The organism is Naumannella halotolerans (assembly GCF_004364645.1).
Lineage (GTDB): Bacteria > Actinomycetota > Actinomycetes > Propionibacteriales > Propionibacteriaceae > Naumannella > Naumannella halotolerans.
This window is the reverse complement of the sequence record NZ_SOAW01000003.1, coordinates 270,604-297,302: the sequence shown is the minus strand read 5'-3', so window position 1 is coordinate 297,302 and position 26,699 is coordinate 270,604. Positions and strand designations below refer to the sequence as shown.

The following is a 26,699-nucleotide window of genomic DNA, read 5'->3' as shown; positions in this document are numbered from 1 at the left end:
GGATCCCCACCTTTCAATCCCTCGGACTCCCCCGCTCCGGCGGCGCCCCGTGGAGGCTGCGCTCGTGTCGTCGGGCGGTCTGCGGCCGCCCCCACGACGTCGACGGCGGTCCTGCATCATCGGGAGCCATCGCGAGTACCAGGCCCGTGCCTGCGTGGTGAACTGGCCGACCGGGACGGCCCGCAGCGGTACTCGGACCCCTGCGGCGCGTACCGGCCAAAAAGGTGGACAATGGTGCAATGCCGGGAACTCGCATCGTCGCCACAGGTCATCATCAGCCCAGCCGGGTCGTCCCCAACTCCGAGTTGGAGACGATGGTTGAGACATCCGATGAGTGGATCACCCAGCGAGTCGGCATCCGCGAACGGCGTTGGGCCGGGCCGGAGGAAACCGTTGCCGACATGGCCCTGGCCGCGGCGCGGAACCTGTTGGCCAAGCATCCGACCGAGCTCACCGACATCGACATGATCGTGGTCGCCACCTGCACCGCCCAGGACCGTTCGCCGAACACCGCCGCCCGGGTGGCCACCGGCCTGGGGATGGAGCACAACCCCGCAGCACTGGACGTGAACACCGCCTGTTCCGGTTTCAGCCACTCGGTGGCGGTCGCACAGCAGGCGATCATGGCCGGCGCGGCCACCCGCGCCCTGGTCATCGGGGCCGAGAAGCTGACCGATTTCACCGACTTCACCGATCGCTCCACCTGTGTGCTGACCGCCGACGGTGCCGGCGCGGTGTTGATCGAGGCCTCGGAGACCGACGGGATCTCCCCCGTGGTCTGGGGTGCGGTGCCGACGTTGTCCGATGCGGTACGGATCGAGGCGGTGGACAATTACAAGTTCGCCCAGAACGGCAATGCCGTCTACCGCTGGACCACGCGTACCCTGCCGGAAATCGTGAAGGGCATCATCGTCAAGGCCGGACTGGAGCCGACCGAGCTGGATGCGATCGTGCTGCACCAGGCCAATCTGCGGATCATCGAGCCGCTGGCGGCGAAGATCGGTGCCCCGCAGGCCCGGATCGCCACCGATGTGACCGTCTCCGGCAACACCTCGGCTGCCTCGATCCCGCTGGCGCTGTCGAAGCTGCAGGAGTCCGATGACCCGCTGAAGCCGGGCTCGAAGACCCTGCTCTTCGGTTTCGGCGGCGGTCTGTCCTACGCCGGTCAGGTCATCACGATCCCCTGACCTCGGGCACTCGATCCGCATCCGCACCCGACCTCTGTCGACGGCGGCCGGTCACCCACCTGTCCGGTCGACACCAGCCCCGGCGGCCGTCCTCACCCCATCGTCTTCGAGCCGTCGATCGCCTCCCGGATGATGTCGGCGTGACCGGAATGCTGGGCGATCTCACCGATCAGATGCACGAAGACCCGTCGGGCGCTGCGCCGGGCTCCCGGTGGGAACCAGGGCGCCGCCGGCAACGGGTGGGAATGATCAAGGTCGGCAGTCCGTACCAGCTCATCGGTGGCCGCCGCGGCCCTTTCGTACCCGCTCACGATCTCGGCCAGCGTCTGCTGCTCAGCCATCACGAACTGATCGGCCCAGGCAGCCATGGCGGCCTCGTCCGGTTCAGCCTCGGGGGCCGGCCCGTTCACGATGAAGTCACACCACTCCCGCTCGACGGCGGTGAGGTGCTTGATGATCCCGCCGATCGTCAGCTCGCTGATCGTCGACCGTTCGCGCGCCTGCTGGTCGCTGAGCCCCGATGCGGTCTGCAGGACGAACTTCCGCTGGGTCGACAGGGATTCGAGCAGATCGAACCGCTCCTGGGTCAACGCTCCGTCGTCGGCATTCATGGTGTCTCCCTCACCTACGGGTGTCAGCCGTTCTTCGGCTGCAGAACCAGCATCGAGGTCGGTCCGGACACAGACTGTCCTCGAGCGCTGATCTGGCGAACGACACCGCCGCTGGCCAACACCGCTGACGTGGCTCCAGCTCCCGAAACCCGGCCGCTCTGCAAACCGATCTGCCCGCTCGCGCCACTTCAGCGGCGTGCTCGAGGACGGAGGGGGCGCCGAGGATTCGGCGGGCATCCGATTGCGGTCGTGGGTACCTGTCCTGTGTCAACGACGCAGTGCCGTGCGTACCGTGCTGATGAACGCCTCCGGGTGATCGTTCAGGTCCGCCCAGGTGAAGCGGAGCACCCGCCAGCCGGCGTTGACCAACACGTTCTGTCGACTTCGGTCCGTCTGGAAGGCCGCCGGGTCGGCATGGGTGCCCGAGCCGTCGATCTCCAGCACCAACCGCCGGGTACGGAAGACGATGTCACCGAAGTAGCGGGAACCTGCCACCACGATCGGGCCATTCGCGGCCCACCCGCGGATACCGGCGGAGCGGAGCAGTCGGTGTGCCAGCCGCTCGGCAGCCGACCACGGTTCGTCACGGGAGTCCTGCAGGACGGTCCGGCGCACGGCATTCCCCGATCGCCCGGAGGTCGCGGCCAATGCGGCCCACAGCTGATCCAGACGCGCCGCCCGGAGGCGGAGCGCGGTGTCGATGGCCTCACCGCCGTCGGTCGCGGCCAGTTCCAGGGCGGTGAACGCAGGCGAGGTACACCGCACCCCTTCGAAGACGAGGACGTACTCCGCCGGGATCCGAGCCTGGCTGAAGTCGAACCACCGGTTGCTGCCTGGCCATGGCGGGCCGGGCATCGACCGGGCCCGACGGGAGACGAAGCGACGACACCTCGTCCAGGAACGACAACACCGCTGACGCGGCTCCAGATCACGATCTCGGTGCCCATGGGCGCGATTTCGCGTTCTGGAGCCACACCAGCGGTGTGATGGGTTCGCGCCGGGATCACCGGCGGCGCGAGAGTCTGGGGCAGTCATGCCCAGAGACGCGGAACGATCAGTTCGCGTTCTCGAAGAACTCGGTGGTCTTCAGCAGGTCGTCGAACAGGTTCTTGGCCTCGCCGGCACGGCGCTCCTGCGGGGCGAACTTGCCGTCGGCGAAGTCGGTGAACAGACCCAGCGAGAGCTGTGTGCGGATGTCGTGCATGGAGAAGTTCGCCACGATCTGGCGCCACTGCTCCACTGCCCGGACGCCGTTGTCGGCGCCGTAGGAGACGAAGGCAATGGTCTTGCGCTGCCACTCACCCGACAGCGAGTCGAAGGCGTTCTTCAGCGCACCGGGTACGCCGTGGTTGTACTCAGGGGTGACCAGGATGAACCCGTCGAAGGCGTCGATCGCGTCCGACCAGGCCTGCACCGCCGGGTCGTCGTACTGCTTGTTGGCCATCCCCGGGATCACCGGGCTGGTCAGCAGCGGAACGTTGAACGCGGCGAGGTCGACGACCTCGAAGTCGGCACCCCCGTGTTCGGCGGCCTGTGCGGCCACCCAGTCGACGACACCGTCACTGGACCGGCCTTGGCGGATCGATCCGTTGATGATCGCGATCTTCATTCCACGAACTCCTCAAGCAATAGACAGGCGGCCGCGGGGGTTGCGACCGCTTCCGGTGCAACGATTGACCGTTCAAGGGTCATTCCGACCGGCATGTGAGCTCGCCCACGATCGGCCGCGATCGCCCAGCACCGATAGGCTGGTCCGGTGACCCTGCGCCTGTATGACTCAGCAACCCGTGAGGTACGAGACTTCGTCCCGCTCGAACCGGGCAAGGTGTCGATCTACCACTGTGGGCTCACCGTGCAGTCGGCGCCGCATCTGGGTCACATTCGCAAGGAGGTCGTCTTCGACGTGCTGCGCCGCTGGCTGGCGGTGCAGGGGTACGAGGTGACGGTGATCGCCAATGTCACCGACATCGACGACAAGATCCTCAGCAAGTCCGCCCAGGCGGGTGTGCCCTGGTGGGCGCATGCCTATCATTTCGAGCGCGAGCTGCACGACGCCTACGCAGCCCTCGGATGCATCCCGCCCACCTACGAGCCACGAGCCACCGGGCACATCCCGGAGATGTTGGAACTGGTCGCGGCCTTGATCGAGCGCGGTCATGCCTATCCGGCCACCGACGGCTCCGGGGATGTCTACTTCGACGTGAAGTCCTGGCCGGCCTACGGCGAACTCTCCGGGCAGAAGGTCGACGACATGGAGCCGGCGGCCGATGCCGATCCCCGGGGCAAGCGGGATCCGCGTGACTTCGCCCTCTGGAAGGGGCACAAACCCGAGGAGCCGTGGACGGCGTCGTGGCCCTCTCCGTGGGGTCGCGGACGTCCCGGCTGGCACCTGGAGTGCTCGGCGATGGCCGGGAAGTATCTCGGCGACACCTTCGACGTCCATGGCGGCGGCCTCGACCTGCGTTTCCCCCATCACGAGAACGAACTCGCCCAGTCCCGCGCCGCCGGCAAACCCTTCGCCCGGTACTGGATGCACAACAACTGGGTGACCGCGGCCGGGGAGAAGATGTCGAAATCGCTCGGCAACGGTGCGCTCGTCAGTGAGGTCGTGAAGCACTACCCACCCCGGGCGGTGCGGATGTATCTGGCCGCCCCCCACTACCGGTCGGCGATCGAGTTCTCCGACGATTCACTGTCCGAGGCGACGGCCTCGCTGGAGCGGATCGACTCCTTCCTCGACCGGGCTGCCGATGCCCTGTCCGAGGATGTCAGCGCAGTCGTCCTGCCCGATGCCTTCGTCGAGGCGATGAATGACGATCTGGGAACACCGAAGGCCTTCGCGGTGCTCTACGAGACGATCCGGGACGGCAATTCCGCCCTCAACGCCCGCGATCTGTTGACGGTCTCGCTCCGCCTTGCCGAGGTACGGGCGATGCTCGACGTCTTCGGCCTGAACCCGGCTGATCCCATCTGGGACCGGGCTTCGGGTGGCGGTGATCAACTCGAACCGATCGTCGACGCACTGGTCGAGCGGTTGATCAACGACCGCGCCGAGGCTAAGCAGGCAAGAGATTACAGCCGCGCCGACGAGATCCGCAACCAACTGTCAGCTCTGGGGATCGAGCTGACCGACACCCGCGACGGCACCACCTGGTCGCTGTCCAAGCAGGCCTGAGGGCCTCGCAGCACAGAGAGTTCTTGATCACATGGCAGGAAATTCGCAGCGCCGAGGGGCAGTCCGCAAGAAGGGCAAGGGCAATACCGCCGGCTCCGGCGGCCGGGTCCGCCGTGGTCTGGAGGGCAAGGGGCCGACTCCGCGGGCGGAGGATCGGGTGTACCACAAGGCACACCGGACGAAGAAGGCCGCCGAGAAGCGGGCGGCGAGTTCGCAGCGGCGGACCCCGAAGGCCACGGGGGCGGAGTGGATCGTCGGCCGGAACCCGGTACTGGAATCGCTCCTGGCCGAGATCCCGATCCGTGCCGCCTATGTGGCCGAGGGGCTCGAACGCGACGACCGGTTGCGGGAGATCTTCAAGTTCACCGCCGACAACGGCATCTCGATGCTGCAGGTGACCCGGGCAGAACTGGATCGGATGACCGGCGGCGCGGTGCACCAGGGCGTGGCGCTGCGTCTTCCCGAGTTCACCTATGCCCATCCCGAGGAATTGCTGGACTCGATCATCGCCGGTGACAGCCCCGGGCTGGTCGTGGCACTGGATTCGATCACCGACCCTCGCAACCTGGGCGCGATCGTCCGATCGGCGGCCGCCTTCGGCGCCGAGGGCATGATCATTCCCGAACGCCGCTCGGCCCAGATGACCGCTGCCGCCTGGAAGACCTCCGCCGGCGCTGCGGCACGACTGCCGATCGCCCGCGCCACCAACCTGAACCGCACCCTGGCCGCCTATGCCAAGGCGGGGTTCACGATCGTCGGGCTGGCCGGTGAGGAGGATTCGACCGACATCTCCGAGGTCGCCGGTCTCGACGGCCCCGTGGTGCTGGTCGTCGGCAGCGAGGGCGACGGTCTGGCCCGACTGGTACGCGAGCACTGTGACGTACTGGCCTCGATCCCGATCGCGGTGGAGGTCGAGTCCCTCAACGCCGGTGTCGCGGCCGGTATCGCGCTGTACGAGGTCAGCCGCCACCGCAGCTGAACCCACCTCCCGACAGCATTCCGGTCGACCATCTCGAGACCGGCCACGCTCGTACCCCGATCCATGCTGGGCGAGGATTCGACACGACCACGGGCCTCACCTGATAGTCTTCCTATCGGTTGCCGATCCCGTCCGCTTCGCACCTCGTGGCGAATCCGGTACGGCCGGTGACTGCCGGTCACTCGCCGGCCGGATGAGATACCGATTCGAGGAGCCCCCCATGCACACCCACTTCGGCACACCCGCAGTCAGCCACCCCAGGACCGAGGCCTGCGGCCTTTCCGAATCCCCCGCGGGGATGATCGGCGGAAAAGCTCCTGCGCCGCTGATGATCATCCCGATTCCGGGCCCGTTCGGCACCGGCCGCACCCCGGCGGATGGGTTCGATGCTGCGGTGGTCGACCATGTTCGCAGTTCCTGATCTTCGGGGTACGCACCGATCGGGGGTCGTCGATGAGCAGCGTGATGATCATCGACAGCGCGAATGTGGTCGGTTCGGTTCCCGATGGCTGGTGGAGGGATCGGGCAGCGGCTGCGTACCGACTCCATCGATGCCTGGTCGATGCCCGGCTGTCCACCGTCGACCGGGTCGAACTCGTCCTGGAGGGACCCGCCCGGCAAGGGGTACCCGAATCCACGACCGGTTCGGTCTGGGTACGTCATGCCGACGGCCTCGGGGATGATGAGGTGATCCGCCGCGCCTGCTCGGTGGTGGCAGCCGGTGAGGACCTGACGGTGGTGACCGCCGACCGGGCACTCGCCGACCGGATCCACGCGATCGGCGCCGACGTGAGCCCGCCCAGTGCGCTGCTGCGAGAGATCGACTACTGATCGCTCAGATCAGTCCTCGACGTCGGGCCATCGCCACCGCCTCGGTACGTGAGCTCGCCCCCAGTTTCGCCATCAGGTTGGACACGTGCACACTCACCGTCTTGGTGGCGATGAACAACCGCTTCCCGATCTCACCGTTGCTGTGGCCCTCGGCGACCTGTCGCAGGACCTCGCCCTCACGAGGTGTCAGTTCCACCGGGCCCGGACCTGCATCACGATGGGACCCGAGCCGTTCCAGCAGGGGTTTTGCGCCGAGCGCGACGGCGGTACGCCTGGCGGCGGCAATCAACTCTCGCACCTGCGGCTGATCACCACCGGCAGCCTGCAGCACACCCACCAGCGCGGTACGCACGACGGCCAGTTCGTGGACATGGCCCAGTCGGGCGAAGGCCTCCTCGCACATCTTCCAGGCGGTGATCAACTCCTCAGCGCCCGGGGCATCGTCGGAGCCAACCAGCCAGCGGGCCCTCAACGTCTCGGCATGCAGCCGCGTCTCCCACGCCCTCCCCTCGGGTCCCCAACGCTGCCGCGCCAGTGAGCTCCGCCGGGCAAGTACCTCCAGACCGTCGGCATGCAGTCGCTCGATCGGGTTCCGCAGTGCGAGACGTTGCTGGGAACTGCAGCCGGGCAACGCCTCGGCGATCGCCCCGATGGCCACGGCCGCCAGCCGGAGCCGGGCATCGAACCACTCCTGCCACACCGGCGTGAGGTCGGCCACCACTTCGGCATATCTGTCCATGATCGACTCCGGCTGGCCACGTCGGCCCGCCAAGATCATCTCCAACGGCGCCGAGTGGATGGCCACCGCCACATCACGGGTCCAGAACGATCGCAGACCTGCCAGTTCCCTGCCGATGTCGTCACCTCGCGCCGAACCGATGGTGCAGCGCAGGGCGGTCAGCACAGCGCCGGTGAGCGGTGGTTGATCGTCGACGACGGTCATGGCCAGTGCCTGCTCCCAATCACCTTGCAGATAACGGATCCAGCACAGCTGCCAGTAGGCGACGAAGGCATAGGGGGCCCAGCGGGAGTGACGATCGGCGGCCAGCTCGACGGCGGATTCGAACCAGCCGACCGCCTCGGAGTACTGACCTTGGTCCTGGAACGACCGTCCGAGCAGGTACCGCCCGCGCAGTTCGGCCTCGAGGGCACCGGCGCTCGCCGCTCGCTCCACCGACGCCCGCAGTGATTCCCGCATCTGCTCCGTCGAACCGCTGCCCAGCAGGGCGGAGAGGGTGGTTGCGGCGTCACTGGCCAGGTCATTGCGTTGCAACTGTTCGGCCATCGCCAAGGCTTCGAGGCCGGCCTGCTCGGCCTCGAAGACGCGGCCCCACGCACCGAGGACCTTGGCGTGGTTGACCATGATCTCGGTCCGTACCACCGACAATCCCTCGGGTACCAGCCAGACCGCCTTCGCCGAGAGTTCGAGCGATTCCTGTTCACCGTCGAGGAAGCTCCCCGCCCGGGCCAGGGAGACCAGCAACCGCGCTTGATCGGTCACACTCGATCCCGGTCCCATCGCGGTGTACTGCTCGCGCAGCACGGCCTCGGCGCGCTCGGGATCGCCGGCCAGCATCAGCGCCTCACCGGCGCTGATGACCAGGTCCACCGGTCCGGGACCGTCGACGGACAGGTCGGACTCGGTGGCTCGGATCTCCAGCGCCCGCAGGTAATGTCCGGCTGCCGAGGCCGGTGCCCCGACGGCATTGGCCTCCCGGGCCGCCTCGATGCTGGCGGAGAAGGCGGTCGGCCAGTCGTGGGCCAGTCGGGCGTGACGGGCCAGTCCCGCGGCAGGACCGGCCGCCGGATCGTCCTGCAGGGCTCGCACGTAACGGGTGTGCAACCGAATCCGCTCGCCGGGCAACAGGTCGTCGTGGACGGCCTCACCGAGCAGCGCATGACGGAAGGCATAACCGCCCCGATCGGCGGTCAGCACATTCTGGTCGACCGCACTGCGCAGGGCCGTCTCCAACTCATTCGCACCGAGGTCGACCACCGCCTCGAGCAGCACATGGGAGACCCGCCGACCGCCGACACTCGCGGTCCGCACGACCTGCCGGGCGGCCTCGTCCAACCGGTCCAGGCGGACCAGCAGCAGGTCGGCCAGATCATTGGGAACGGCACCACCGGGCTCGGCGGCGGCATTGACCAACTCCTCCACGAAGAAGGCATTGCCCTCGGCCCGGTCGACGACATCACCGAGTTGGCGCTCGTCGAACCGATCGGCACTGAGCTGGCTCACCAGCATCCGCACGGCCGCGTCACTCAGCGGCCCAGTTGCAACCGGTCGACACCACCCAGACGTCCCCACTCGGCGAGGTGGCGCCGCAGCGGGTGCCGGCGATGGAGATCATCGGCCCGGTAGGAGACGATCACCGCAAAACCGGCAGGATCGCCTCGGGAGAGCAGGAAGGTCAGCAGCTCCCGGGTCGACCGATCGGCCCAGTGACAGTCGTCGATCACCAGGATCAGCGGGTTCTGCTTCGCCACCGCGGCCAGCGCCGCGGCCATGGCCCGGTACAGATCCGGCCGGTCCACGGCCTGATCGTCATCCGATCCGGTCCCGGCCGACCTGGTACGTCTCCCGGGTTGCAACTTGGCCAGGGCGGGATGGGCCTGCAGGACCTGCTGCATCGCTGTGGGCCAGGACTCGACCAGTTGTCCCACCACTTCGGAGAACGGCAGGTAGGCGAGGTCGGCGTCGCCGAAGTCCAGGCAGTGTCCGCTGACCATCGACCAACCGCGCCGCTCGGCCTCCTCGCGTACCGCGGCCAGGAGTCGGGACTTGCCCACACCGGCGTCACCGGCGATCAGCAGGTCGGTCAATCGATCGGCGCCCCGGTGGGGGTCGACTCCGATCGAGGCGAGGACTGCGCCGAGTTCGGCATCGCGGCCGACCATGGCTCGACGATCACCCACGCGCGCCCCCGTACCTCGACGGTTCGACCGCCGGTGTGGCTGGCGTGATCATCTGCTTCTCCCGGGGGTTCCTCGTGCAGCACCGATGGCTGCCTCGGATGGTAGCGCTGCCCGTTCCCGGCTGGTGCACAGGCCGGGCACGACACCGATCAGGCGGCGTACCGCCGGCGGGTACTCGGCTGCCGCGCAGGGCCATTGTCCGTCAACTGGTCCCACCACCGCCGCAGGAGTGAGGGGCGTGACGGCAGTTCTCGTGCCAACCGCCGGTTCTCCACCTCGGCCCGTAGGTCGTCCATGCGGGATTCGGTCATCTTCATTGCCAGGTAATCGCTCATGCAGCCCACATTGCTGGCCCAGCCAGCCGTGCCACATCGGCGAGAATCCCTGTTCCTGCAGGCTCGCGCTACCTCAGATCGACCGGCAGCTACCTCAGAGGTCGATCAGCCGGCCCGCAGCAGCTCGGCCAGACTGGTCGGCGGGGCCCCGGTGAGGTGTTCGATGTCGTCGCTGACCGTGGCCAGCTTGTTCTCGGCGATCGCCAGGTAGGTCGACACCCACGCGTCGACCATCCATTCCGGCGCACCGTACTTGGCCCGTGACTCGTAGGCCTCCGGGAGGGTCTCGTCGTGGTAGGTCAGCGGGTTCCCGGTGATCTCGGTGACCGTGGCGGCAACCTCTGCCAGGGTCAACGCCTGCGGTCCGGTCAGGTTGTAGGTCTTCCCCCGGTGCGGTTCGGGGTCCAGCAGGACCGCGGTGGCGGTACGGGCGACATCGGCGCGAACGACCGCGGCGACCCGCCCGTCACCGGCGGGTCCACGGATCACCCGGTCCTCCCCGCCGAATTCGATCAGGGCGTCGGCGTAGAAGTTGTCCCGCAACATGGTGGTCGCGACGCCACTGTCGCGCAGGTACTCCTCGGTCGCCGCATGGTCACGGGCGAGGGTGAAGGTGGCTCCGGGATCTGCACCCACGAAGGAGATGTAGACGATCTGCTGTACGCCGGCAGCGACCGCACCGTCGATGAAGGAGCGGTGTTCGGCGACTCGGTCTGCCGATTCGTGCGCCGAGACCATCAGCACCGTTGTCACCCCGGCCAGTGCCCGGGTGACGGCAGCGGTGTCGGCGAACTCGGCGACCGCCACCTCCCCGCCGGCCAGTTCGGGGGCGCGCGCGGGGTCGCGTACCAGCATCCGGAAACGGGCGCCTCGCGCGCTGAGCAGTTCTGCGGTACGGCCACCCAGCGCACCGGTGGTACCGGTGACGGCGATCAGTTCACTCATCACCCCATCATGCCGCGGCAGCGAAGGAACGGGACCGGGTGGAGCGGCAATCTGCTCCACCCGGCCCCGTGGCCTCGGACGAACGGTGTCTCGAAAGACCCCTCGGACGGCCCGCGCTCCCGCAGGGGCGGTACCTCAGAAGACCGGCTTGCCGCCGGTGACACCGACCACCGTCGCCGAGACGTAGCCGGCCTCGGCCGGTGCGGCCAGGAAGACATAGGCTCCGGCGACCTCGCCGGGCTGCCCGGCCCGGCCCAGCGGAGTGTCCCCGCCGAACTGTTCGACCTTCTCCGCCGACTGGGTCGCCGGCTGCAAGGGCGTCCAGATCGGTCCGGGAGCAACGGCGTTGACCCGGATGCCGCGCGGGCCGAGCTCCGCGGCGAGGTTCACGGTGAAGTTGTTCAACCCGGCCTTGGTCGCTGCGTAGTCGAGCATCGTGGTCGACGGCTCGTAGGCCTGGATCGAGGTGGTGTTGATGATGCTGGCGCCGCTGCCCAGGTGTGGTGAGACGGCCCGGGTCACCCAGAACGTCGCATACAGGTTGGTCTTGAACACCCGGTCGAGATCGTCGTCGCGCAACTCGTCGATGCCCTCGGTCCGCGCCATCTGGTATCCGGCGTTGTTCACCAGCACGTCCAGACCACCGAGTCCGTCGACCGCATCCTTCACCACCTGTTCGCAGACCTCCTTGGTACGAAGATCACCGGGCAGCAGGACGGCCTTGCGGCCTGCCTTCTCCACCCAGGCGGCGGTGTCCTCGGCATCGGCCTGCTCCTCGGGCAGGTACGACAGCGCCACATCGGCCCCTTCCCGGGCGTAGGCGATGGCGACTGCGCGACCGATCCCGGAGTCTCCGCCGGTGATCAGTGCACGCAGTCCGGCGAGTCGATCATGACCGACGTAGGTCTGCTCACCATGATCGGGAACCGGCTGCATCGCCGTGGTGGATCCGGGAGGTGTCTGCTGCTGTGCCTCGAACCCGCCTTGATCATTGGTCATGGCTGCGGCGCGGGTGCTGATGTTGTCCTGCGTCATGGTGCTTCTTCCTTCGAACGTTTCGTCTGCGCTGGTGGTGCGCTGTGTGGGTTGGGGGCACTGCCGGGTCAACGGCGCAGTGCTGCTTCGAGTTCTTCCTTGGTCATCTTCGATCGGCCCTTGATGCCGGCACGCCTGGCATCGGCATAGAGCTGATCCTTGGTCCGGCCGCCGGGACCCTTTCCCGAACGCAGCCCGCCGCGGCGCCCCGAGGAGATGTCCTCGGTCGAGGTACGGCTGGCCTGTGCGGACTCACCGGCGCGGGCACGGGCCTTGTTCACCGTCCGCGCGGCGATCTCCTCGGCCGTCTCGGTGCTGCGGCCTTGATCGAGTTCGCTGTCCTTGATCTTCTCGTACTGTCGTTCGCGCTTGTCGCTCCACGCCTGCTGGGGCATGCTGCCCTCCTCCCGACGGGTACCCCTCCAACCTGTCACATCCACCGGGCCGAGCCAACCCCGCCCCCGGTGCTGGGTCCTCAGTCGGCGAGGGTGAGCCAGTTGTCGCGGGCCAGGCGACCGGCGGTTTCGGCGTCTCGCCGACGGGCCGCCTCGACGATCCGCTCATGCACCTCGGTGGATTGGCGGCCGGAGAAGAACTCCCCGAACCGCAGGTGCACGGCCCGCCGCAGCAGCGGGGTGACCTGACCCAGGGTCTCGGTGAGCACAGGATTGTCGGCGACCCGGACGAACACCTGGTGAAAGGCCTCGTCGGCCCTGGCCGCTGCGATCGGGTCGGCTGCGCCCAGGGCGTCGCCGAGCGCGGCGTTGGCGTCGTCCAGTTCGCCGAAGTCGCCCTCGCCCAGTCGGCCGACCGCTGCCCGCGTCGCCAGCTCGTGCAGCGCAGCCGCGACTTGCTGCGCCGCGGCCACCGACCTCGGGTCATCGGGTGCCACCGTGGTGGAACTGCCGGGTTTGCTGATCACCAGTCCGGCGCGTTCGAGTCGCAACAGGGCCTCCCGGACCGGGGTGCGGCTGACGCCGAGCCAGGCCGCCAGGTCCTGGTCGCGCAACCGCTCCCCCGGTGCCAGCTGACCGCTGACGATCGCGTCGAGGATCATCGCGTACACGTCGTCGCGCAGCAGTCGTCGAGACACCACCTCGGCTTCGGGGATCGGCACCCGTACCACCTCCTCGTCACATCCTGCCGCAGATCGCTTGCCCTGACGGTCTCCTGAATGCAATATATTGCATGTCAGTCATCTCAGCCCACCTCGGAGGCGTACCCCGATGCCCATCAGCGATTTCGAGCGTTACCCGCTCACCTTCGGCCCCAGCCCGGTCCACCCGCTGGACAACCTGACCCGACATCTCGGCGGGGCGCAGTTGTGGGCCAAACGCGAGGACTGCAATTCCGGCCTGGCCTTCGGCGGCAACAAGACCCGCAAGCTCGAGTACATCGTTCCCGACATCCTCGCCTCCGGTGCCGACACCCTGGTCAGCATCGGCGGTTACCAGTCCAACCACACCCGGCAGGTGGCGGCGGTCGCGGCCAAACTCGGCCTGCAGGCCCGGCTGGTGCAGGAGAAGTGGGTGGACTGGGACGATCCGGGCAACGACCGGGTCGGGAACATCTTGTTGTCGCGGATCATGGGCGCCGATGTGCGGCTCGACGATGCCGGTTTCGACATCGGGATCCGATCCAGTTGGCAGACAGCCCTGGACGAGGTCGCCGCGGCCGGCGGCGTCCCGTACCCGATCCCGGCCGGAGCCTCGGAACACGAACTCGGCGGGCTGGGCTTCGCCAACTGGGCCTTCGAGGTCGCCGAACAGGAGAAGCAACTCGGGGTCTTCTTCGACACGATCGTCGTCTGCACGGTCACCGGTTCCACCCACGCAGGGATGATCGCCGGTTTCGCCGCATTGTCCGAGATCGATCCCCGACCCCGGCGGGTGCTCGGCATCGATGCCTCGGCGACCCTGACCAAGACGACCGACCAGGTGGGCCGGATCGCCAGGCACACCGCCGAGTTGATCAAGCTCGGACGAGACCTGCGGGACGACGAGATCACCGTCCTCGAAGGCTGGGCAGGTGATCTCTACGGAATCCCGGTCGAGTCGACCGTCGAGGCGATCAAGCTCTCGGCACGTACCGAGGGAATGATCATCGACCCGGTCTATGAGGGGAAGTCGATGGCCGGTCTGATCGATCTGGTCGGCTCCGGAGAGATCGGCAAGGACTCGACCGTGCTCTACGCCCATCTGGGCGGACAACCGGCGCTGAACGCCTACTCGCAGATCTTCTGACCCTCGTCGAACCGGATCGGGCGCCCATGATCATGGGCGCCCGCGTCGCTCTCAGCGCTGCCGCAGCCGCGGTGCGAGGGTGTCGGTGAAGAACTCGAAGAAGCCGTCCGGGTCGGTTCCGGCGTTGATCAACACCAGGTTGTCGAAACCGGCATCGACGAACTGGCCGATCACCTCCAGATGCCGCTCGACATCCGGACCGCAACCGAAGTTCTGCACCATGTCCTCGGGGGTGATCATGGCCGTCGCGGCGTCGAAGTTGATCGGGTTCGGCAACTCGGCCTGGACCTTCCAGCCGGTGAGCCCGAAGCGGAACTTCTCATGTGCCGAACGGGCAGCCGACTCGACATCGGGTGCCCAGGCCAGCGGCACCTCGCCGTACCGCGGCCCGGTACCGCCGGCAGCCCGGTAGCCCTCGATCAGCTCCGGCAGTGGTTCGGTGGCGAACAGCCCGTCACCGCGCTCGGCGGCCAGCTTGGCGGCCCGGTCACCACCGGCGGCGATCAGCATCTTCGGCAGTTCGTCGGGCAGGTCGAAGACCCGGGCGTCGTCGAGCTGGAAGTAGCGCCCGTCATAGCTGTGATAGCCGCCCGACCACAGCGCGCGGATGATCTCGATCGCCTCCACCAGCCGCGCCTGTCGGGTGCTCACCGACGGCCACGCGTCGCCCACCACATGTTCGTTCAGCCGTTCACCGGAACCGAGCCCGAGGCTGAACCGCCCGTCGGACAGCAAGGCGGTGGTGGCCGCGGCCTGGGCGATGATCGCCGGGTGGTAACGGAAGGTCGGACAGGTCACGCCGGTGGCCAGTTCGATCCGTTCGGTACGGGCGGCGAGGGCGGCCAGCATCGACCAGGCGAAACCCGAGTGCGGGGTGCTGGTCAGCCACGGATGGTAGTGATCGCTGACCTCGACGAAGTCGAAACCGGCCTGCTCGGCCAGCACTCCCTGCCGGACGATCTCCTGCGGCCCGTAGGCCTCGGCGATCAGTTTGTATCCCAGTCTCATGATGATTCCTCTCGATGCAGCGGTCTGCGTCGTCCGGGGGCTCACCCGGCCCGACGCCACGGTTCCAGCCAATCACGCCGGACAACCGGGGCCCACGGACAACCGGGGTACGCCGGACACCCGGGCTGTCGAACGCAGGCCTGGCAGCCGGGCTCTCGGGGCAACCCCGGAGGCACGTCTGACAACCCGTCCCCCGGACGCACCGGGGGACTCTTCGGCACGTCGCAGGCATCTGCGTACCGCGGCCACCCCGTACCTCGGCCGGAGTCTTCGTTCCGGAACCCGACAAGCCCTCCGGGCCCGGCGCCCGGTCGGTTAGATTGGCACCGTGACCGACACCGTTGCACCCATTGACTCCCTGCCACCCCTCGACGTCGAAGCCGCCACCCAGGCGTACCGGACGATCCTGCAGATCACCGGCAGCGTCGAGCCCCGGATCGCCGAGGCCATCCGCTCCGAGCTGACCGACCAGCGCAACTCGCTGAAGCTGATCGCGAGCGAGAACTACGCCTCCATCCCGACCCTGTTGACGATGGGCAACTGGCTCAGCGACAAGTACGCCGAGGGCACCATCGGGCACCGGTTCTACGCCGGTTGCCAGAACGTCGACACCGTCGAGAGCGTCGCCGCAGAGCATGCCCGGGCGCTGTTCGGCGCCGAGTACGCCTACGCGCAGCCGCACTCGGGCATCGATGCCAACCTGACCGCCTTCTGGGCGATCCTGGCCCACCGGGTGGAGCAGCCGGCGCTGGCCGAGCTGGGCAAGAAGAACGTGAACGAGCTCGACGAGGACGCCTGGGAGACCTTGCGGAAGACCTTCGGCGAGCAGCGGATGCTGGGCATGAGCCTGGACGCCGGCGGTCACCTGACCCACGGATTCCGGCCGAACATCTCCGGCAAGATGTTCCATCAGCGCTCCTACGGCACCGACCCGGAGACCCAGCTGCTGGACTACGACAAGGTCGCGGCGATGGCCAAGGAGTTCAAGCCGCTGGTGCTGATCGCCGGTTACTCGGCGTACCCGCGGCGGGTGAACTTCGCCAAGATGCGCGAGATCGCCGACTCCGTCGGGGCGACCTTCATGGTCGACATGGCCCACTTCGCCGGTCTGGTCGCCGGCAAGGTGTTCACCGGCGACGAGGACCCGGTGCCGCATGCCCATGTCGTCACCACCACCACCCACAAGTCGCTGCGTGGACCTCGCGGTGGTCTGGTGCTGGCAACCGAGGAGTACGCGCCGAGTGTCGACCGGGGCTGCCCGCTGGTGCTCGGCGGTCCGCTGTCGAACATGATGGCGGCGAAGGCGGTGGCCCTGGCCGAGGCGCGTACCGCCGACTTCCGTACCTACGCCCAGCAGGTCGCCGACAACGCCAAGTCCTTCGCCGAGTCGCTGTCGCGGCGCGGTGCGAAGCTGGTCACCGGCGGCACCGACAACCACCTGGTGCTGCTCGACGTCTCCGGCTTCGGGCTGACCGGTCGGCAGGGTGAATCGGCGCTGCTGGATGCCGGGGTGGTGACCAACCGCAATGCCGTACCGAACGACCCGAACGGCGCCTGGTACACCTCCGGGGTACGGCTGGGTACGCCCGCGCTGACCTCGCGCGGTTTCGGCCCCGACGACTTCGACGCGGTCGCCGACATGATCGTCGACGTGCTGTCCAACACCACCCCGGTGACGGCCTCCACCGGCAAACCGGGCAAGGCGAAGTACACCCTCGCCGAGGGTGTGGCGGAGAAGACCAAGGCCCGCTCGGCCGAGCTGTTGGAGGCCAACCCGCTGTACCCGGGCCTCGAACTCTGACCCGCTTTTTTCAGCCGTTATGGCCCCCTGATCGCTGATCGGGGGGCCATTTTCGCTGACGGGATCAGGCGGCGGTACGCCATGAGCTCGCGCCGAGCCAGCGCAGCACCCGAACGAAACCGCTCCGCTGGTCGGCGATATCGCATCGCAGCACCCGCCAACCCGCATCGGCCCAGCGCTGGTCCCGCCGGATGTCGGAGCTCTGTTGCTCGCGGCTGAGGTGATGGCTGCCGTCGTACTGGATGACCACCCGATCGGCCCGATAGCCGAGGTCTCCCTCCGGGCTCCGCGGGTCGTCGGGATCGAGCCGCAGCTGCAGTTCGGGTTCGCCGAAACCGGCTCGGACGATCGCCAGCCGCAGCAGTGTCTCCGCAGGAGAATCGGCACCGACCCGGACCAGTTTGCGTACCTCCCGGCCGCGGCAGATGCCTTCGCGCCACTCGTTCAGGGCCAGCACCCGGTCCAGATCGGCAGGCAGGCACCAGGGAGCCTCCCGCTCCTCGAACTCCTCCCGCGGATGCCGCAGCAGCTGGTCGCCGATGATCACCGCCGCGGTCTCGCCGAGGTGAGGCAGCAGGTCGAACCAGGTACGGGCCGGGCTCGTCACCCGCAGCCCGCGATCGGTGACGATCTCCTCCGCGGTGATGCGTACCGCGTGACCGCGTACCCCCCGGCGGCGCACGGCCGCGACCCGGGTGTCCCGGCTGAGATGGATCAGCGGATCGTCCTGCAACCGTCGCGGCAGGGCGAGCCCGTAGTGCGCGGCTGCGGTGCCGTGGGAGGCCCAGGCATCCGGCAACAGCGTGAGCAGCGCCCGGACGCATCCGGGAACAGGGTCGTCCAGGTCGACCGGGACCCGGATTCCCTGGGCGGGTGAGCGAAGATCGGAGGCGCGCAGGCGCTTGCGGCTGACGCCCAGTGCCTCCGCCTCCACGGTGGTGAAGGCGCGGCCGGCGATCGCGGCAGGCAGCGGTGCGGGTCGGGGCATCCCCCGATTCTCCGACGGCCACGACGCCGTACCGGAGGTTTTCCACAACCCAGCCGCCAGACCCCGGTCTTGTCAGCGATTATGGCCGCCCGGATTCGCCGGAGGGGGCCATAACCGCTGAAAAAAAGGGGGACGGGCAACCGAGCCGAGCCGGCCCCACCTCAGGTACGGGTGAAGAGCACCCCGGCCAGGGTCAGCAGCAGATGCCGCAGCGAGTCCGGCAGATCCGCCAGGTGCCAGTCCTCGGGGCCGTGGAACCAGTCCAGGTCGGTCGAGTCGGCCACACCTTCGTCGTCATCGGCGGCCACCATCGCGTCCAGCCAGCGATTGGCACCACCGAGCACCACCGCATAGGGCAGCACCCGGGAGATGACCTCCAGCTCCCTTCCCTTCGGCAGCTCGGTGGTCGTCCGCGAGTGCAACTCGTCGCTCAACAGGTTCAGGCCGCGCAGTGCCGCGGCGCCCTTGGCGGTACGAGCCGGCATCTCCTGGGCGACGAACATCAGGCCGAGGCAGATGATCACCAGGGCCAGGCCGATCATGCCGAAGGTGGTGAAGATGGCCAGCACCGCGGTCAGCGCCACCGACAGCACCAGCCCGATCACGGCTGCCCGCTGCCACTTGTTGCGGGTCGAGTCCGGACGCTGGTCGTACCAGCCGTGGCCGACCATCTCGTCGTACAGCTCGGACTGCACCTGCGGGATCGCATCGGCGATCTTCTCGTTCATCTGTGAGACCCGCGTCGGCTCGCCACCGATCGGTGCCACGGCATCCAGCAGCCGCCGCTCATAGGCCTGCAGTTCGGAGGTGTCGGCCTCACGACGTTCCAGCTGCCAGTCCGCCGGGGCGTAGTTCGAGCGGTGCGGCAGCTCGGTGATCCGCAGGTGTCCGCGTACCGCCAGATCCAGGACCGTGGCCAGCACGTCCACCGGGTCGACCCGCTCATCGGCCATCGTGCCGACCTCGCCGGGGCGGATGTCGCTGGTGACGGTGAAGTCGACCGCACCATCGGCGACCGGGGTGAACTCGGCCACGCGCTCCACCCGCTCGCCGGCCGACAGGTCGGCCCCGGCGCGACGGTGCAGCACCCAGACGACGATCGCACCGAGCAGCAGCAGCCCGGTGGCCAGCCCCAACGGCAGCGGTTCGGCGGAGAACCCCCGGGCCAGGCTCCAGCGGTACTCGAGGTTCTCGTTCGCGCTCACCAACCCGGCGGGGAATCCGATCTCGATCGAGACCACCTCATTGGCCGCCCGCGGCCCATCGGTGAAGGTGGGGGTCTGGCTGGTCTCCTCGGTGCCGCCACTGGAGGTCACACACTTGGTCGGCGAGTTCGGCGGTCCGGAGGCGCAGTCGATGTAGCTGAACAGACCCGGCACCCCGACCTCGACGGTGACGTCGTCGACGGGCGCCGACAGGCCCTGCAGGAAACGCCAGTGCAGCATCGTGCCGTCCGGCGTCGTGCGGACCGCGCCGTCGACGGCATAGCTGAGCGTCACCGGTCCGGCAACACCCTCGGTGGGGATGGTCACCACCATCGCCTCACCGGTGTCGTCGACCGCCACCGGCAACGGCTGACCGTCGGCGCTGGCGGTGACCTCGGAGATCTCGTAGCGGTACTGCGCATCGCCGACACTGTTCTCCACCGTGGCGATTCGCTGGGTGAGCTCGGCCGGCGGCGCACCCTCGAAGGTCATCGTCTGCTCGACGCTCAGTGCGCCGTCGCGATCGACGCTGGCGTCGACCTCCATCACCTCGACATCACCGGTTGCGGCATGTGCCGGGGCCAGTTGCAGGCCGAACCAGGCGACCAGCAGCAGGCCGAGGACGGCCCACACCCGAGTCGGTCGTTGCCCAGCGATCACGTGTCCTCCGAGAGTTGGGGTCAGCCGGCCCGACGCAAACCCCCGAGCGGCAGCGCTCAGACTACGGCACCGTCCGGTCACGGTGTCGAGCCCGGCAACCCGGCAACCCCGACAACCCCGGCAACCGACCCGACCGCGTTCAGTACCCAGTCGACCTCCTCACCCCCTAGGGTGTCGGTTGTGAGCCAGCAGCAGCCGTACCGCAGCTTCGGTACCCCGGGCGGCAGCTTCGGCGCACCCCAGCAGTTCCAGACCCGGGCCTACCCGCAACGGGCCCCGCAGTTCGGCGGTCAGCCGCAACCGGGTCCGCCGGCGCCCCAGTTCGGTGGACAACCTCCTCGCCGACGCAGCAGCCCCGGAGCGATCCTGCTGACCGCGATCGGGTGTCTGGCGCTGATCGTCGGTGCCGTGTTCATCACCAACTCGCTGTTCAACAGCGACGACAACGTCGCCTACGCGAACGAGAACTACACCCCGCCCCCGGTGGACGAGAATCCGGACCAGTTCCCGATCCCCGAGACCTACGACGAGTTGTCGACGATGCTGTACTCCAACCCGATCAATGCCGAACAGGTCAGCGCCCCGATCCGCTGTGAGACCTCCCCGGTCGATCCGGCCACGGCCAGCCCGGACGAGGTCGAGGCCCACTTCAACGACTTCACCGGTTGCCTGATGACCACCTGGATCGAACCGATGACGTCCGCCGGGTGGACCCTTCCGCGGCCCGCGGTGACGGTCTACGAGGGTACGATCGACACCCCCTGCGGTGATCTGCCGGAGATGAACGCCGTCTACTGCTCGGCTAACCAGCAGCTCTACTTCTCCATGGAATTGGCCGATCTGCCCGGTACGTCGGGCAATCCGGCGGTCTTCGACATGGTGATGGCCCACGAGTTCGGCCACGACATCCAGGGCCGCACCGGGCAGATGGCGGCGGCGGTGATCCTTTCGGAGGAACTCAGCGAGGCCGAGGCGCTGAAGATGAGCCGGATGCGCGAGGCGCAGGCCGATTGCTACGCCGGCCTGTTCCTCAACTCCGCGGCGAGCTCGGTCCCCTACACCGAGGCCGATGCCCAGGAGGTGTTGGAGTACACCGTCGCCCTGGGTGCCGACACCCAGACCGGTGATGCCGACATCGAGAGCACCCACCCCCACGGCGCCACCCGTGAGTACTGGACGCAGATGGGGATGTCGACCACCGAGATCGGGCGCTGCAACACCTATGTCGTCAGCGATGACAGTCTGACCGACTGATGCGTAGCGGGATCGGCACCGATGTGCACCGGCTGGTCGAGGGACGGCCGATGATCATCGGTTGTCTGCGCTTCCCCGACGAACCGGTCGGCCCCGAAGGCCATTCCGACGGTGACGTCGCCGCCCATGCCGCCTGTGATGCGGTGCTCTCGGCCTGCGGCCTGGGTGACCTGGGCAGCAACTACGGCACCTCGGAGCCCCGGTGGGCAGGTGCGGCCGGCGCGGAGTTCCTGACCGAGACCGCCCGGCGGGCGACCGACGCCGGCTTCAGCATCCTGAACGTCGCCGTCCAGGTGATCGGCAACCGGCCGAGGCTGGGCCCGTACCGGACCGAGATCGAGGATCTGATGGGTGCCGCGCTCGGGGGCGTACCGGTGTCGATCTCGGCCACCACCACCGACGGGCTGGGGCTGACCGGCCGCGGTGAGGGCATCGCCGCGATCGCCACTTGTCTGGTCGAACGCGCCGACTGAGGCTCAGTCACCCAGCAACGCCTCGGCGAACCGCAGATCGGCCGGGGTGGTGATCTTCATCGACTCGGCGGCACCGGCGACCAGGGTCACCGGATGACCGGCGGCCTCGCAGGCGGCCGCATCGTCGGTGACCAGCAGACCGCGCTCGCGGACCAGCTCATGGGCTCTGGTGAGGACGCCGGGATCGAATCCCTGCGGGGTCTGCACGGCCCGCAGTGTCGAGCGGTCCACCATCTCGCTGCCCTCGTCGGTGAGTCGGCGGATGGAGTCGGTGACCGCGACCACCGGTACGACGGCGACCGCGCCGCCACGTACCGCCTCGATCACCGCCGAGACCACCCTTGCCGGTACCAGCGGGCGGGCGGCGTCGTGGACCAGCACCGGCCCGTCCACGCTGTCCAGGGCCGACAATCCGAGTTGCACCGAGTCCTGCCGTTCTCCGCCGCCGGGCACCACCCGTACCGGGATGGGTGAATCGGTGACCGCCTTCTCGAACTCGACCAGGTGGCCGGCCGGCGCCACCACCACCGCCTCGGCCACTCCCCCGGCAGCCAGCGAGTCCAGCGACCGGGCGACCAGTGATCTGCCGGAGAGCCGGACCAGTGCCTTCGGCATCCCGGCGCCCAGCCGGACACCAGAACCGGCCGCCACCACGAGGGCGACGGCCGGTGCCGGGATTGTTGTGTTCAATGCTTCAGGAAGCCAGGACCTCGTCGAGCATGGTCTCGGCGCGATCCTCCTCGACCTTCTCGGCCAGTGCGAGCTCGGAGACGAGGATCCGGCGAGCCTTGGCGAGCATCTGCTTCTCGCCGGCGGAGAGTCCGCGGTCCTTCTCCCGGCGCCACAGGTCGCGGACGACCTCGGCCACCTTCATCACATTGCCCGAGTGCAGCTTCTCCATGTTGGCCTTGTACCGGCGCGACCAGTTGGTCGGCTCCTCGACCTGCGGGGCCCGCAGCACGGTGAACACGCGCTCCAGACCCTCCGCGTCGACCACGTCACGCACTCCGACGAGGTCGAGGTTGCAGGCCGGGACCCGAACCACGAGGTCGGACTGGCCGACGATGCGAAGGACCAGGTACAGCCTGTCTTCTCCCTTGATCTGGCGGGTCTCGATATCTTCGATGACGGCCGCCCCATGATTGGGATAGACCACCGTCTCACCGACATTAAAAGTCATCTTCTCTTGTACCCCTTTCCCGGCCTCGATTCTAGCATGGCGCCGTTCCACCCATCCGGCGTTTGCGCTAGCCAGAGGCCTGTCACCGGTCCGGGGCAGGGTTGACACGACGACAGGGGTATGCCTGCGCTAGGCTGCGCGCGTGACCTCCTCGCCTTCTCGTATCGCCCAAGCGACGGCCGCCGCTGCCCTCGCCATCGCCTGCTCCGTGGGGTTCGCCGCCTGCACCCAGGACCCCGCCCGGCTGCCCCCGACGATCGGCGGCGGGGTGAACGCCGAGGTCGGAGAGCAGGACCCGGTGAAGGTGCTGAACCTGATGCTGATCACCCGGGACGGCACCACCGGCTTCCTCGAGGGCGCACTCAGCACCACCGGGGAGGACACCTTGGTGTCGGTGAGCGGAGAGCTGGTCGACGCCGACAACAACCCCACCGGCACCCCGCTGGTCTTCGAGGGCGGTCCCACCCCGGTGGTCACCAAGCAATTGAGCAAGCTCTCGGTCGGCAATCCGTACCTGGTCTCGGGCGAGATCCCGGTCGGCCTGACCGTGCGCACCACCTTGGTCTTCACCCATGCCGGTGAGGTGACCCTGGACGTGCCGATCGTCGACGGCAACAACGTCGACTACGCCACGGTCACACCGCAGCCGACGAACTTGTGAGCTGAGCCGACAAGGCCCCTCCCGGTCGGGAGGGGCCTTGTTGTATGTCTGGGCTCGGCGGTCAGCCGTAGGTGGGCTCGTCGCTGAACAGCGAGCTGACCGATTCGCCGCAGTTGTGCCGGCGTACCGCCTCGGCGAAAAGCGGGGCGACCGACCGTACCTGCAACCTCTCGGGGGTACGTTCGGCGGTCAGCGGGACGGTGTCGGTGGAGACGATCCGGGCGATGTCGGGCTCGGCGTTGAGCCGTTCGACCGCCTTGCCGGTGAACAGGCCGTGGGTGGTGGCGATGGAGATGTCGGTCACGCCCTCCTCCCGCAGCTTCTGGATCAACTCGATCATGGAGCCGGCAGTCGCCACCTCGTCGTCGATGATGATCACCTTCTTGCCCTCGACGTCACCGACGATCCGGTCGATGATCACCTTGTCGTCGGCCATCCGACGCTTCGAGCCGGCGGCCACCGGAAGATCCAACCGGCGGGCGAATTCGCTGGCCACCTTCGCGTAGCCGAAGTCGGGTGAGACCACCACGGTGTCGGACAGGTCGTCCTCGCTGAAGGCCGCCGCCAGCTCCTTCACCGCGGTCAGGTGGTCGACCGGTACGTTGAAGAAACCGTGCACCTGTTCGGAGTGCAGGGTCATGGTGATCACTCGGGTCGCACCGGCCGCACTCAGCATGTCGGCGACCAGCTTGGCCCCGATGGAAATCCGGGAGGCGTCCTTCTTGTCCGAACGGGCATAGGCGTAGTGCGGGATCACTGCGGTGATGTGGTTGGCCGAGGCCCCCCGTGCTGCGTCCAGCATCAACAGCAGCTCGACCAGGTTCTCCTGCACCGGCGGCACCAGTGGCTGCACGATGTAGACGTCCTTGCGGCGGCAGTTGGCTCGCAGCTGCACCTGGATGCAGTCGTTGCTGAAGCGGGTGATGTTGGTCGGCGACAGCTCCACGCCGAGCAGATCGCACATCCGCTGGGCGAACTCCGGGTTGCCGCTACCGGTGAAAACAGTGATCTCGTCCGTCACCCGGACACCCTAGCGGCCCGGTCCGGGTTCCCCCGCCCCGGCGGGTGTGGCGCTCATCGCATCGAGACCGGCCGGCCCGCCGCCGATCGCCGGGGTTTGCCCGGTGAGCTCAGGCCTCGAACTTGTACCCCAGGCCGCGGACGGTCACCAGATGGCTGGGATCGGCCGGATCGGGTTCGATCTTCGACCGCAGGCGTTTGATGTGGACGTCCAGGGTCTTGGTGTCGCCGACGTAGTCGACCCCCCAGATCCGGTCGATCAACTGCCCCCGGGTCATCACCCGGCCGGCATTGCGCAACAACATCTCCAGCAGTTCGAACTCCTTCAGTGCGAGTTTCACCTGCTTGCCGTCGACCGAGACGACGTGCCGCTCCACGTCCATCCGTACCCCGCCGGACTCGATCACATCCGGCAGCAGTTCGATGTCCTGGCCCCGTCGCAGCACCGCCCGGATCCGCGCCACCAGTTCACGATGGGAGAACGGTTTGGTGACGTAGTCGTCGGCACCGATCTCCAGGCCGACCACCTTGTCGATCTCGGAGTCCCGGGCGGTGAGCATGATCACCGGCACGGTGCCCCGGGTACGCAGTTGCCGACAGACCTCGGTGCCGGACATCCCGGGCATCATCAGGTCCAGCAGCACGATGTCGGCACCGGCCCGCTCGAACTCGCCGAGGGCGGCGGTGCCGTCGGCGGCCTCGACCACCTCGAAACCCTCCCGCCGCAGCATGTAGGCGATGGTCTCGCGGTAGTTCTCCTCGTCGTCGACCACGAGCACTCGGGTCATTTCCTGGCCTCCTGACCATGCTTGTCCACGGCCTCACCGGCCGCCTTCTGCGCTGACTGCCTACCCACCGAAAGAACCTCACCATCGGGTCCGGCGACCTGCTGGGGCTCAGAGAGTTCACCGGCAACCGGTGGTACGTCGGCCCGCTCCGTCTCGCCGATCGAGGGCAACCGGATGGTGAAGGTCGACCCGTGACCCGGACGGCTCCAGACATTCACCTGCCCGCCATGGGCCGCCGCAATGTGCTTGACGATCGCGAGCCCGAGACCCGTACCGCCTCGATCGCGGCTGCGGGCGTAGTCGACCCGGTAGAAGCGTTCGAAGATCCGGGCGAACTCGCTCTGCGGGATGCCGATGCCGTTGTCGGAGACGGCGACGTCGATCACCTCGTCCTCGCCATCGTGGCGGACCCGGGCGCCGACGGTCACCCGGGCGCCGGGATCGGAATAGCTGACCGCGTTCTGCACCAGGTTGCGGATGGCGGTGGCCAACTGCACCGCGTCACCGTTCACCCGCAGGTCGGACTCCCCGGCGATCGTCATCGACACCTGCCGGGACTCGGCATCGACCCGGCACGAATCCACCGCACTGGCCAGCACCTGGTCGAGGGCGACCTCCTGCGGCATCACCAGCGGATCGTCGGCCTGCAGCCGGGACAACTCGATCACCTGTTTGACCAGTTCCCCCAGCCGCTGGCTCTCCTGCTGCATCCGCCCGGCGAACCGGACCACCGCCTCGGGGTCGTCGGCAGCCTGCTCCACGGCCTCGGCGAGCAGTGCGACGGCCCCGATCGGAGTCTTCAGTTCGTGACTCACATTGGCCACGAAGTCGCGGCGGATCTCCTCCACCCGGCGGGCATCCGAACGGTCCTCGGCCAGGATCACGATCAGGTCGTCGGCCAGCGGGGCGGTACGTACCGACAAGTACTGCACTGGTGCGCCATGGCCCCGGCTCAACTCCAGGTCCACCGAGACGATCTGGCCGTTCTGCCGTACCTCGTGGACCAGGTCGAGCAGATCGGGGACGACCACCCGGGTCCCCCGGACCAACCCCAGCGCCCGGGCCTGGGCGGTCGACCGGAGCACCTGGTCGTGCGGGCCGACCACCACCGCCGAGGACCGCAGCACGCCCAGTACCTCCGAGACCCCGTCCGGTACGACCGGCTCGGGCGGATCCAGCAGGGCCGGCGGGGTGTCATCGATCCGCGGGCGGCGCGGTCGTCGGATCAGCCACATGATGGCGGCTCCGAGGACCAGGCAGCCGATACCGACCAGGACATAACCCACGATCCGATCGTAGGGGGCGCGACCGGCCCGCTGTCACACCCGGGCTGTTCCGATCCGGCCGCCGCACCACACGTTCAGTCGCCGTTCACCGTCCGTTATCCTCCCGCGTTGTCGC

28 protein-coding genes are annotated in these 26,699 nt (G+C 68.1%); 10 read left to right on the top strand and 18 right to left on the bottom strand.

Annotation, left to right across the window (positions count from 1 at the left end; translation table 11 throughout):
* Positions 1-239: 239 nt before the first annotated feature.
* Positions 240-1,187: a beta-ketoacyl-ACP synthase III gene (locus tag CLV29_RS15350; RefSeq protein ID WP_133755963.1), complete on the top strand. Its 948-nt coding sequence runs from the start codon at positions 240-242 to the stop codon at positions 1,185-1,187.
* 92 nt (positions 1,188-1,279) lie between these two features.
* Here the strand turns inward: CLV29_RS15350 and CLV29_RS15345 are convergent, their stop codons facing one another.
* From CLV29_RS15345 to CLV29_RS15335, 3 genes are all read right to left on the bottom strand, one after another.
* The gene (locus tag CLV29_RS15345) at positions 1,280-1,798 is read right to left on the bottom strand and encodes a DinB family protein (protein ID WP_133755962.1); all 519 of its coding nucleotides are present in this window, start codon (positions 1,796-1,798) and stop codon (positions 1,280-1,282) included.
* Positions 1,799-2,065: 267 nt separating this feature from the next.
* Positions 2,066-2,653 (bottom strand): endonuclease domain-containing protein, encoded by a 588-nt coding sequence (locus CLV29_RS15340; protein ID WP_166649307.1) that lies wholly within the window; start codon positions 2,651-2,653, stop codon positions 2,066-2,068.
* A gap of 199 nt (positions 2,654-2,852) precedes the next feature.
* Positions 2,853-3,407 (bottom strand): NADPH-dependent FMN reductase, encoded by a 555-nt coding sequence (locus CLV29_RS15335; protein WP_133755960.1) that lies wholly within the window; start codon positions 3,405-3,407, stop codon positions 2,853-2,855.
* A 147-nt stretch (positions 3,408-3,554) separates the two neighbouring features.
* Here CLV29_RS15335 and cysS point away from each other — a divergent pair, with 147 nt between their 5' ends.
* The 4 genes from cysS to CLV29_RS15315 all read left to right on the top strand — a co-directional run bounded on the left by cysS (position 3,555) and on the right by CLV29_RS15315 (position 6,783).
* A complete protein-coding gene (gene cysS, locus CLV29_RS15330; protein ID WP_133755959.1) occupies positions 3,555-4,973 on the top strand; it encodes a cysteine--tRNA ligase in 1,419 nt (472 codons plus the stop codon).
* A gap of 31 nt (positions 4,974-5,004) precedes the next feature.
* Complete coding sequence (gene rlmB, locus CLV29_RS15325; RefSeq protein WP_133755958.1) at positions 5,005-5,952, top strand: 23S rRNA (guanosine(2251)-2'-O)-methyltransferase RlmB; 948 nt, start codon at positions 5,005-5,007, stop codon at positions 5,950-5,952.
* Positions 5,953-6,172: 220 nt separating this feature from the next.
* On the top strand, positions 6,173-6,373 hold the full coding sequence (locus CLV29_RS15320) for a hypothetical protein (protein ID WP_133755957.1): 201 nt from the start codon (positions 6,173-6,175) through the stop codon (positions 6,371-6,373).
* A gap of 32 nt (positions 6,374-6,405) precedes the next feature.
* On the top strand, positions 6,406-6,783 hold the full coding sequence (locus CLV29_RS15315; protein ID WP_133755956.1) for a hypothetical protein: 378 nt from the start codon (positions 6,406-6,408) through the stop codon (positions 6,781-6,783).
* Positions 6,784-6,787: 4 nt separating this feature from the next.
* On the opposite strand, the gene CLV29_RS15310 is transcribed toward CLV29_RS15315, so the two are convergent.
* The 7 genes from CLV29_RS15310 to CLV29_RS15280 form a co-directional block, all read right to left on the bottom strand.
* Positions 6,788-9,025 carry a helix-turn-helix transcriptional regulator gene (locus CLV29_RS15310; protein ID WP_166649306.1) on the bottom strand — a complete coding sequence of 746 codons (2,238 nt, stop codon included), beginning with the start codon at positions 9,023-9,025 and terminating at the stop codon, positions 6,788-6,790.
* A gap of 23 nt (positions 9,026-9,048) precedes the next feature.
* Positions 9,049-9,702, bottom strand: coding sequence for an AAA family ATPase (locus tag CLV29_RS15305; protein WP_133755954.1), 654 nt, complete (start codon positions 9,700-9,702; stop codon positions 9,049-9,051).
* A 149-nt stretch (positions 9,703-9,851) separates the two neighbouring features.
* Entirely contained in the window at positions 9,852-10,037 is a 186-nt protein-coding gene (locus tag CLV29_RS15300) for a hypothetical protein (protein WP_133755953.1), read from the bottom strand.
* Positions 10,038-10,142: 105 nt separating this feature from the next.
* Entirely contained in the window at positions 10,143-10,982 is an 840-nt protein-coding gene (locus CLV29_RS15295) for an SDR family oxidoreductase (protein ID WP_133755952.1), read from the bottom strand.
* A 135-nt stretch (positions 10,983-11,117) separates the two neighbouring features.
* On the bottom strand, positions 11,118-12,017 hold the full coding sequence (locus tag CLV29_RS15290) for an SDR family oxidoreductase (RefSeq protein WP_133755951.1): 900 nt from the start codon (positions 12,015-12,017) through the stop codon (positions 11,118-11,120).
* A gap of 68 nt (positions 12,018-12,085) precedes the next feature.
* Positions 12,086-12,412: a plasmid stabilization protein gene (locus tag CLV29_RS15285; protein WP_133755950.1), complete on the bottom strand. Its 327-nt coding sequence runs from the start codon at positions 12,410-12,412 to the stop codon at positions 12,086-12,088.
* A gap of 80 nt (positions 12,413-12,492) precedes the next feature.
* Entirely contained in the window at positions 12,493-13,134 is a 642-nt protein-coding gene (locus CLV29_RS15280) for a GntR family transcriptional regulator (RefSeq protein WP_133755949.1), read from the bottom strand.
* A 109-nt stretch (positions 13,135-13,243) separates the two neighbouring features.
* Between CLV29_RS15280 and CLV29_RS15275 the strand changes: the two genes are divergently transcribed.
* Positions 13,244-14,260, top strand: a complete 1,017-nt coding sequence (locus CLV29_RS15275; protein ID WP_133755948.1) for a 1-aminocyclopropane-1-carboxylate deaminase — start codon at positions 13,244-13,246, stop codon at positions 14,258-14,260.
* Positions 14,261-14,311: 51 nt separating this feature from the next.
* Here the strand turns inward: CLV29_RS15275 and CLV29_RS15270 are convergent, their stop codons facing one another.
* A complete protein-coding gene (locus tag CLV29_RS15270; RefSeq protein WP_133755947.1) occupies positions 14,312-15,268 on the bottom strand; it encodes a TIGR03557 family F420-dependent LLM class oxidoreductase in 957 nt (318 codons plus the stop codon).
* 358 nt (positions 15,269-15,626) lie between these two features.
* Here CLV29_RS15270 and CLV29_RS15265 point away from each other — a divergent pair, with 358 nt between their 5' ends.
* Positions 15,627-17,069: a glycine hydroxymethyltransferase gene (locus CLV29_RS15265; RefSeq protein ID WP_133756038.1), complete on the top strand. Its 1,443-nt coding sequence runs from the start codon at positions 15,627-15,629 to the stop codon at positions 17,067-17,069.
* A gap of 64 nt (positions 17,070-17,133) precedes the next feature.
* On the opposite strand, the gene CLV29_RS15260 is transcribed toward CLV29_RS15265, so the two are convergent.
* Both CLV29_RS15260 and CLV29_RS15255 read right to left on the bottom strand, forming a co-directional pair.
* Entirely contained in the window at positions 17,134-18,057 is a 924-nt protein-coding gene (locus tag CLV29_RS15260) for a hypothetical protein (RefSeq protein ID WP_133755946.1), read from the bottom strand.
* A gap of 161 nt (positions 18,058-18,218) precedes the next feature.
* A complete protein-coding gene (locus tag CLV29_RS15255; protein ID WP_133755945.1) occupies positions 18,219-19,895 on the bottom strand; it encodes a DUF2207 domain-containing protein in 1,677 nt (558 codons plus the stop codon).
* Positions 19,896-20,102: 207 nt separating this feature from the next.
* On the opposite strand from CLV29_RS15255, the gene CLV29_RS15250 reads away from it, so the two are divergent.
* Both CLV29_RS15250 and ispF read left to right on the top strand, forming a co-directional pair.
* The gene (locus CLV29_RS15250; RefSeq protein WP_166649305.1) at positions 20,103-21,176 is read left to right on the top strand and encodes a neutral zinc metallopeptidase; all 1,074 of its coding nucleotides are present in this window, start codon (positions 20,103-20,105) and stop codon (positions 21,174-21,176) included.
* Complete coding sequence (gene ispF / locus CLV29_RS15245) at positions 21,176-21,649, top strand: 2-C-methyl-D-erythritol 2,4-cyclodiphosphate synthase (protein WP_133755943.1); 474 nt, start codon at positions 21,176-21,178, stop codon at positions 21,647-21,649. Before CLV29_RS15250 ends, ispF begins: the two co-directional genes overlap by 1 nt.
* A 3-nt stretch (positions 21,650-21,652) precedes the next feature.
* Here ispF and ispD read toward each other — a convergent pair whose 3' ends face one another.
* Both ispD and CLV29_RS15235 read right to left on the bottom strand, forming a co-directional pair.
* Positions 21,653-22,339, bottom strand: a complete 687-nt coding sequence (gene ispD / locus CLV29_RS15240; RefSeq protein WP_208292985.1) for a 2-C-methyl-D-erythritol 4-phosphate cytidylyltransferase — start codon at positions 22,337-22,339, stop codon at positions 21,653-21,655.
* Positions 22,340-22,343: 4 nt separating this feature from the next.
* On the bottom strand, positions 22,344-22,829 hold the full coding sequence (locus CLV29_RS15235; protein ID WP_133755942.1) for a CarD family transcriptional regulator: 486 nt from the start codon (positions 22,827-22,829) through the stop codon (positions 22,344-22,346).
* Between the two features lie 142 nt (positions 22,830-22,971).
* Between CLV29_RS15235 and CLV29_RS15230 the strand changes: the two genes are divergently transcribed.
* Positions 22,972-23,490 (top strand): hypothetical protein, encoded by a 519-nt coding sequence (locus CLV29_RS15230; protein WP_133755941.1) that lies wholly within the window; start codon positions 22,972-22,974, stop codon positions 23,488-23,490.
* Positions 23,491-23,551: 61 nt separating this feature from the next.
* Here the strand turns inward: CLV29_RS15230 and CLV29_RS15225 are convergent, their stop codons facing one another.
* The 3 genes from CLV29_RS15225 to CLV29_RS15215 all read right to left on the bottom strand — a co-directional run bounded on the left by CLV29_RS15225 (position 23,552) and on the right by CLV29_RS15215 (position 26,584).
* Positions 23,552-24,511 carry a ribose-phosphate diphosphokinase gene (locus tag CLV29_RS15225; protein WP_133755940.1) on the bottom strand — a complete coding sequence of 320 codons (960 nt, stop codon included), beginning with the start codon at positions 24,509-24,511 and terminating at the stop codon, positions 23,552-23,554.
* A 109-nt stretch (positions 24,512-24,620) separates the two neighbouring features.
* Positions 24,621-25,298, bottom strand: coding sequence for a response regulator transcription factor (locus CLV29_RS15220; RefSeq protein WP_133755939.1), 678 nt, complete (start codon positions 25,296-25,298; stop codon positions 24,621-24,623).
* On the bottom strand, positions 25,295-26,584 hold the full coding sequence (locus CLV29_RS15215; RefSeq protein WP_243831973.1) for a sensor histidine kinase: 1,290 nt from the start codon (positions 26,582-26,584) through the stop codon (positions 25,295-25,297). The genes CLV29_RS15220 and CLV29_RS15215 overlap by 4 nt, the downstream gene beginning before the upstream one ends.
* Positions 26,585-26,699 lie beyond the last annotated feature (115 nt).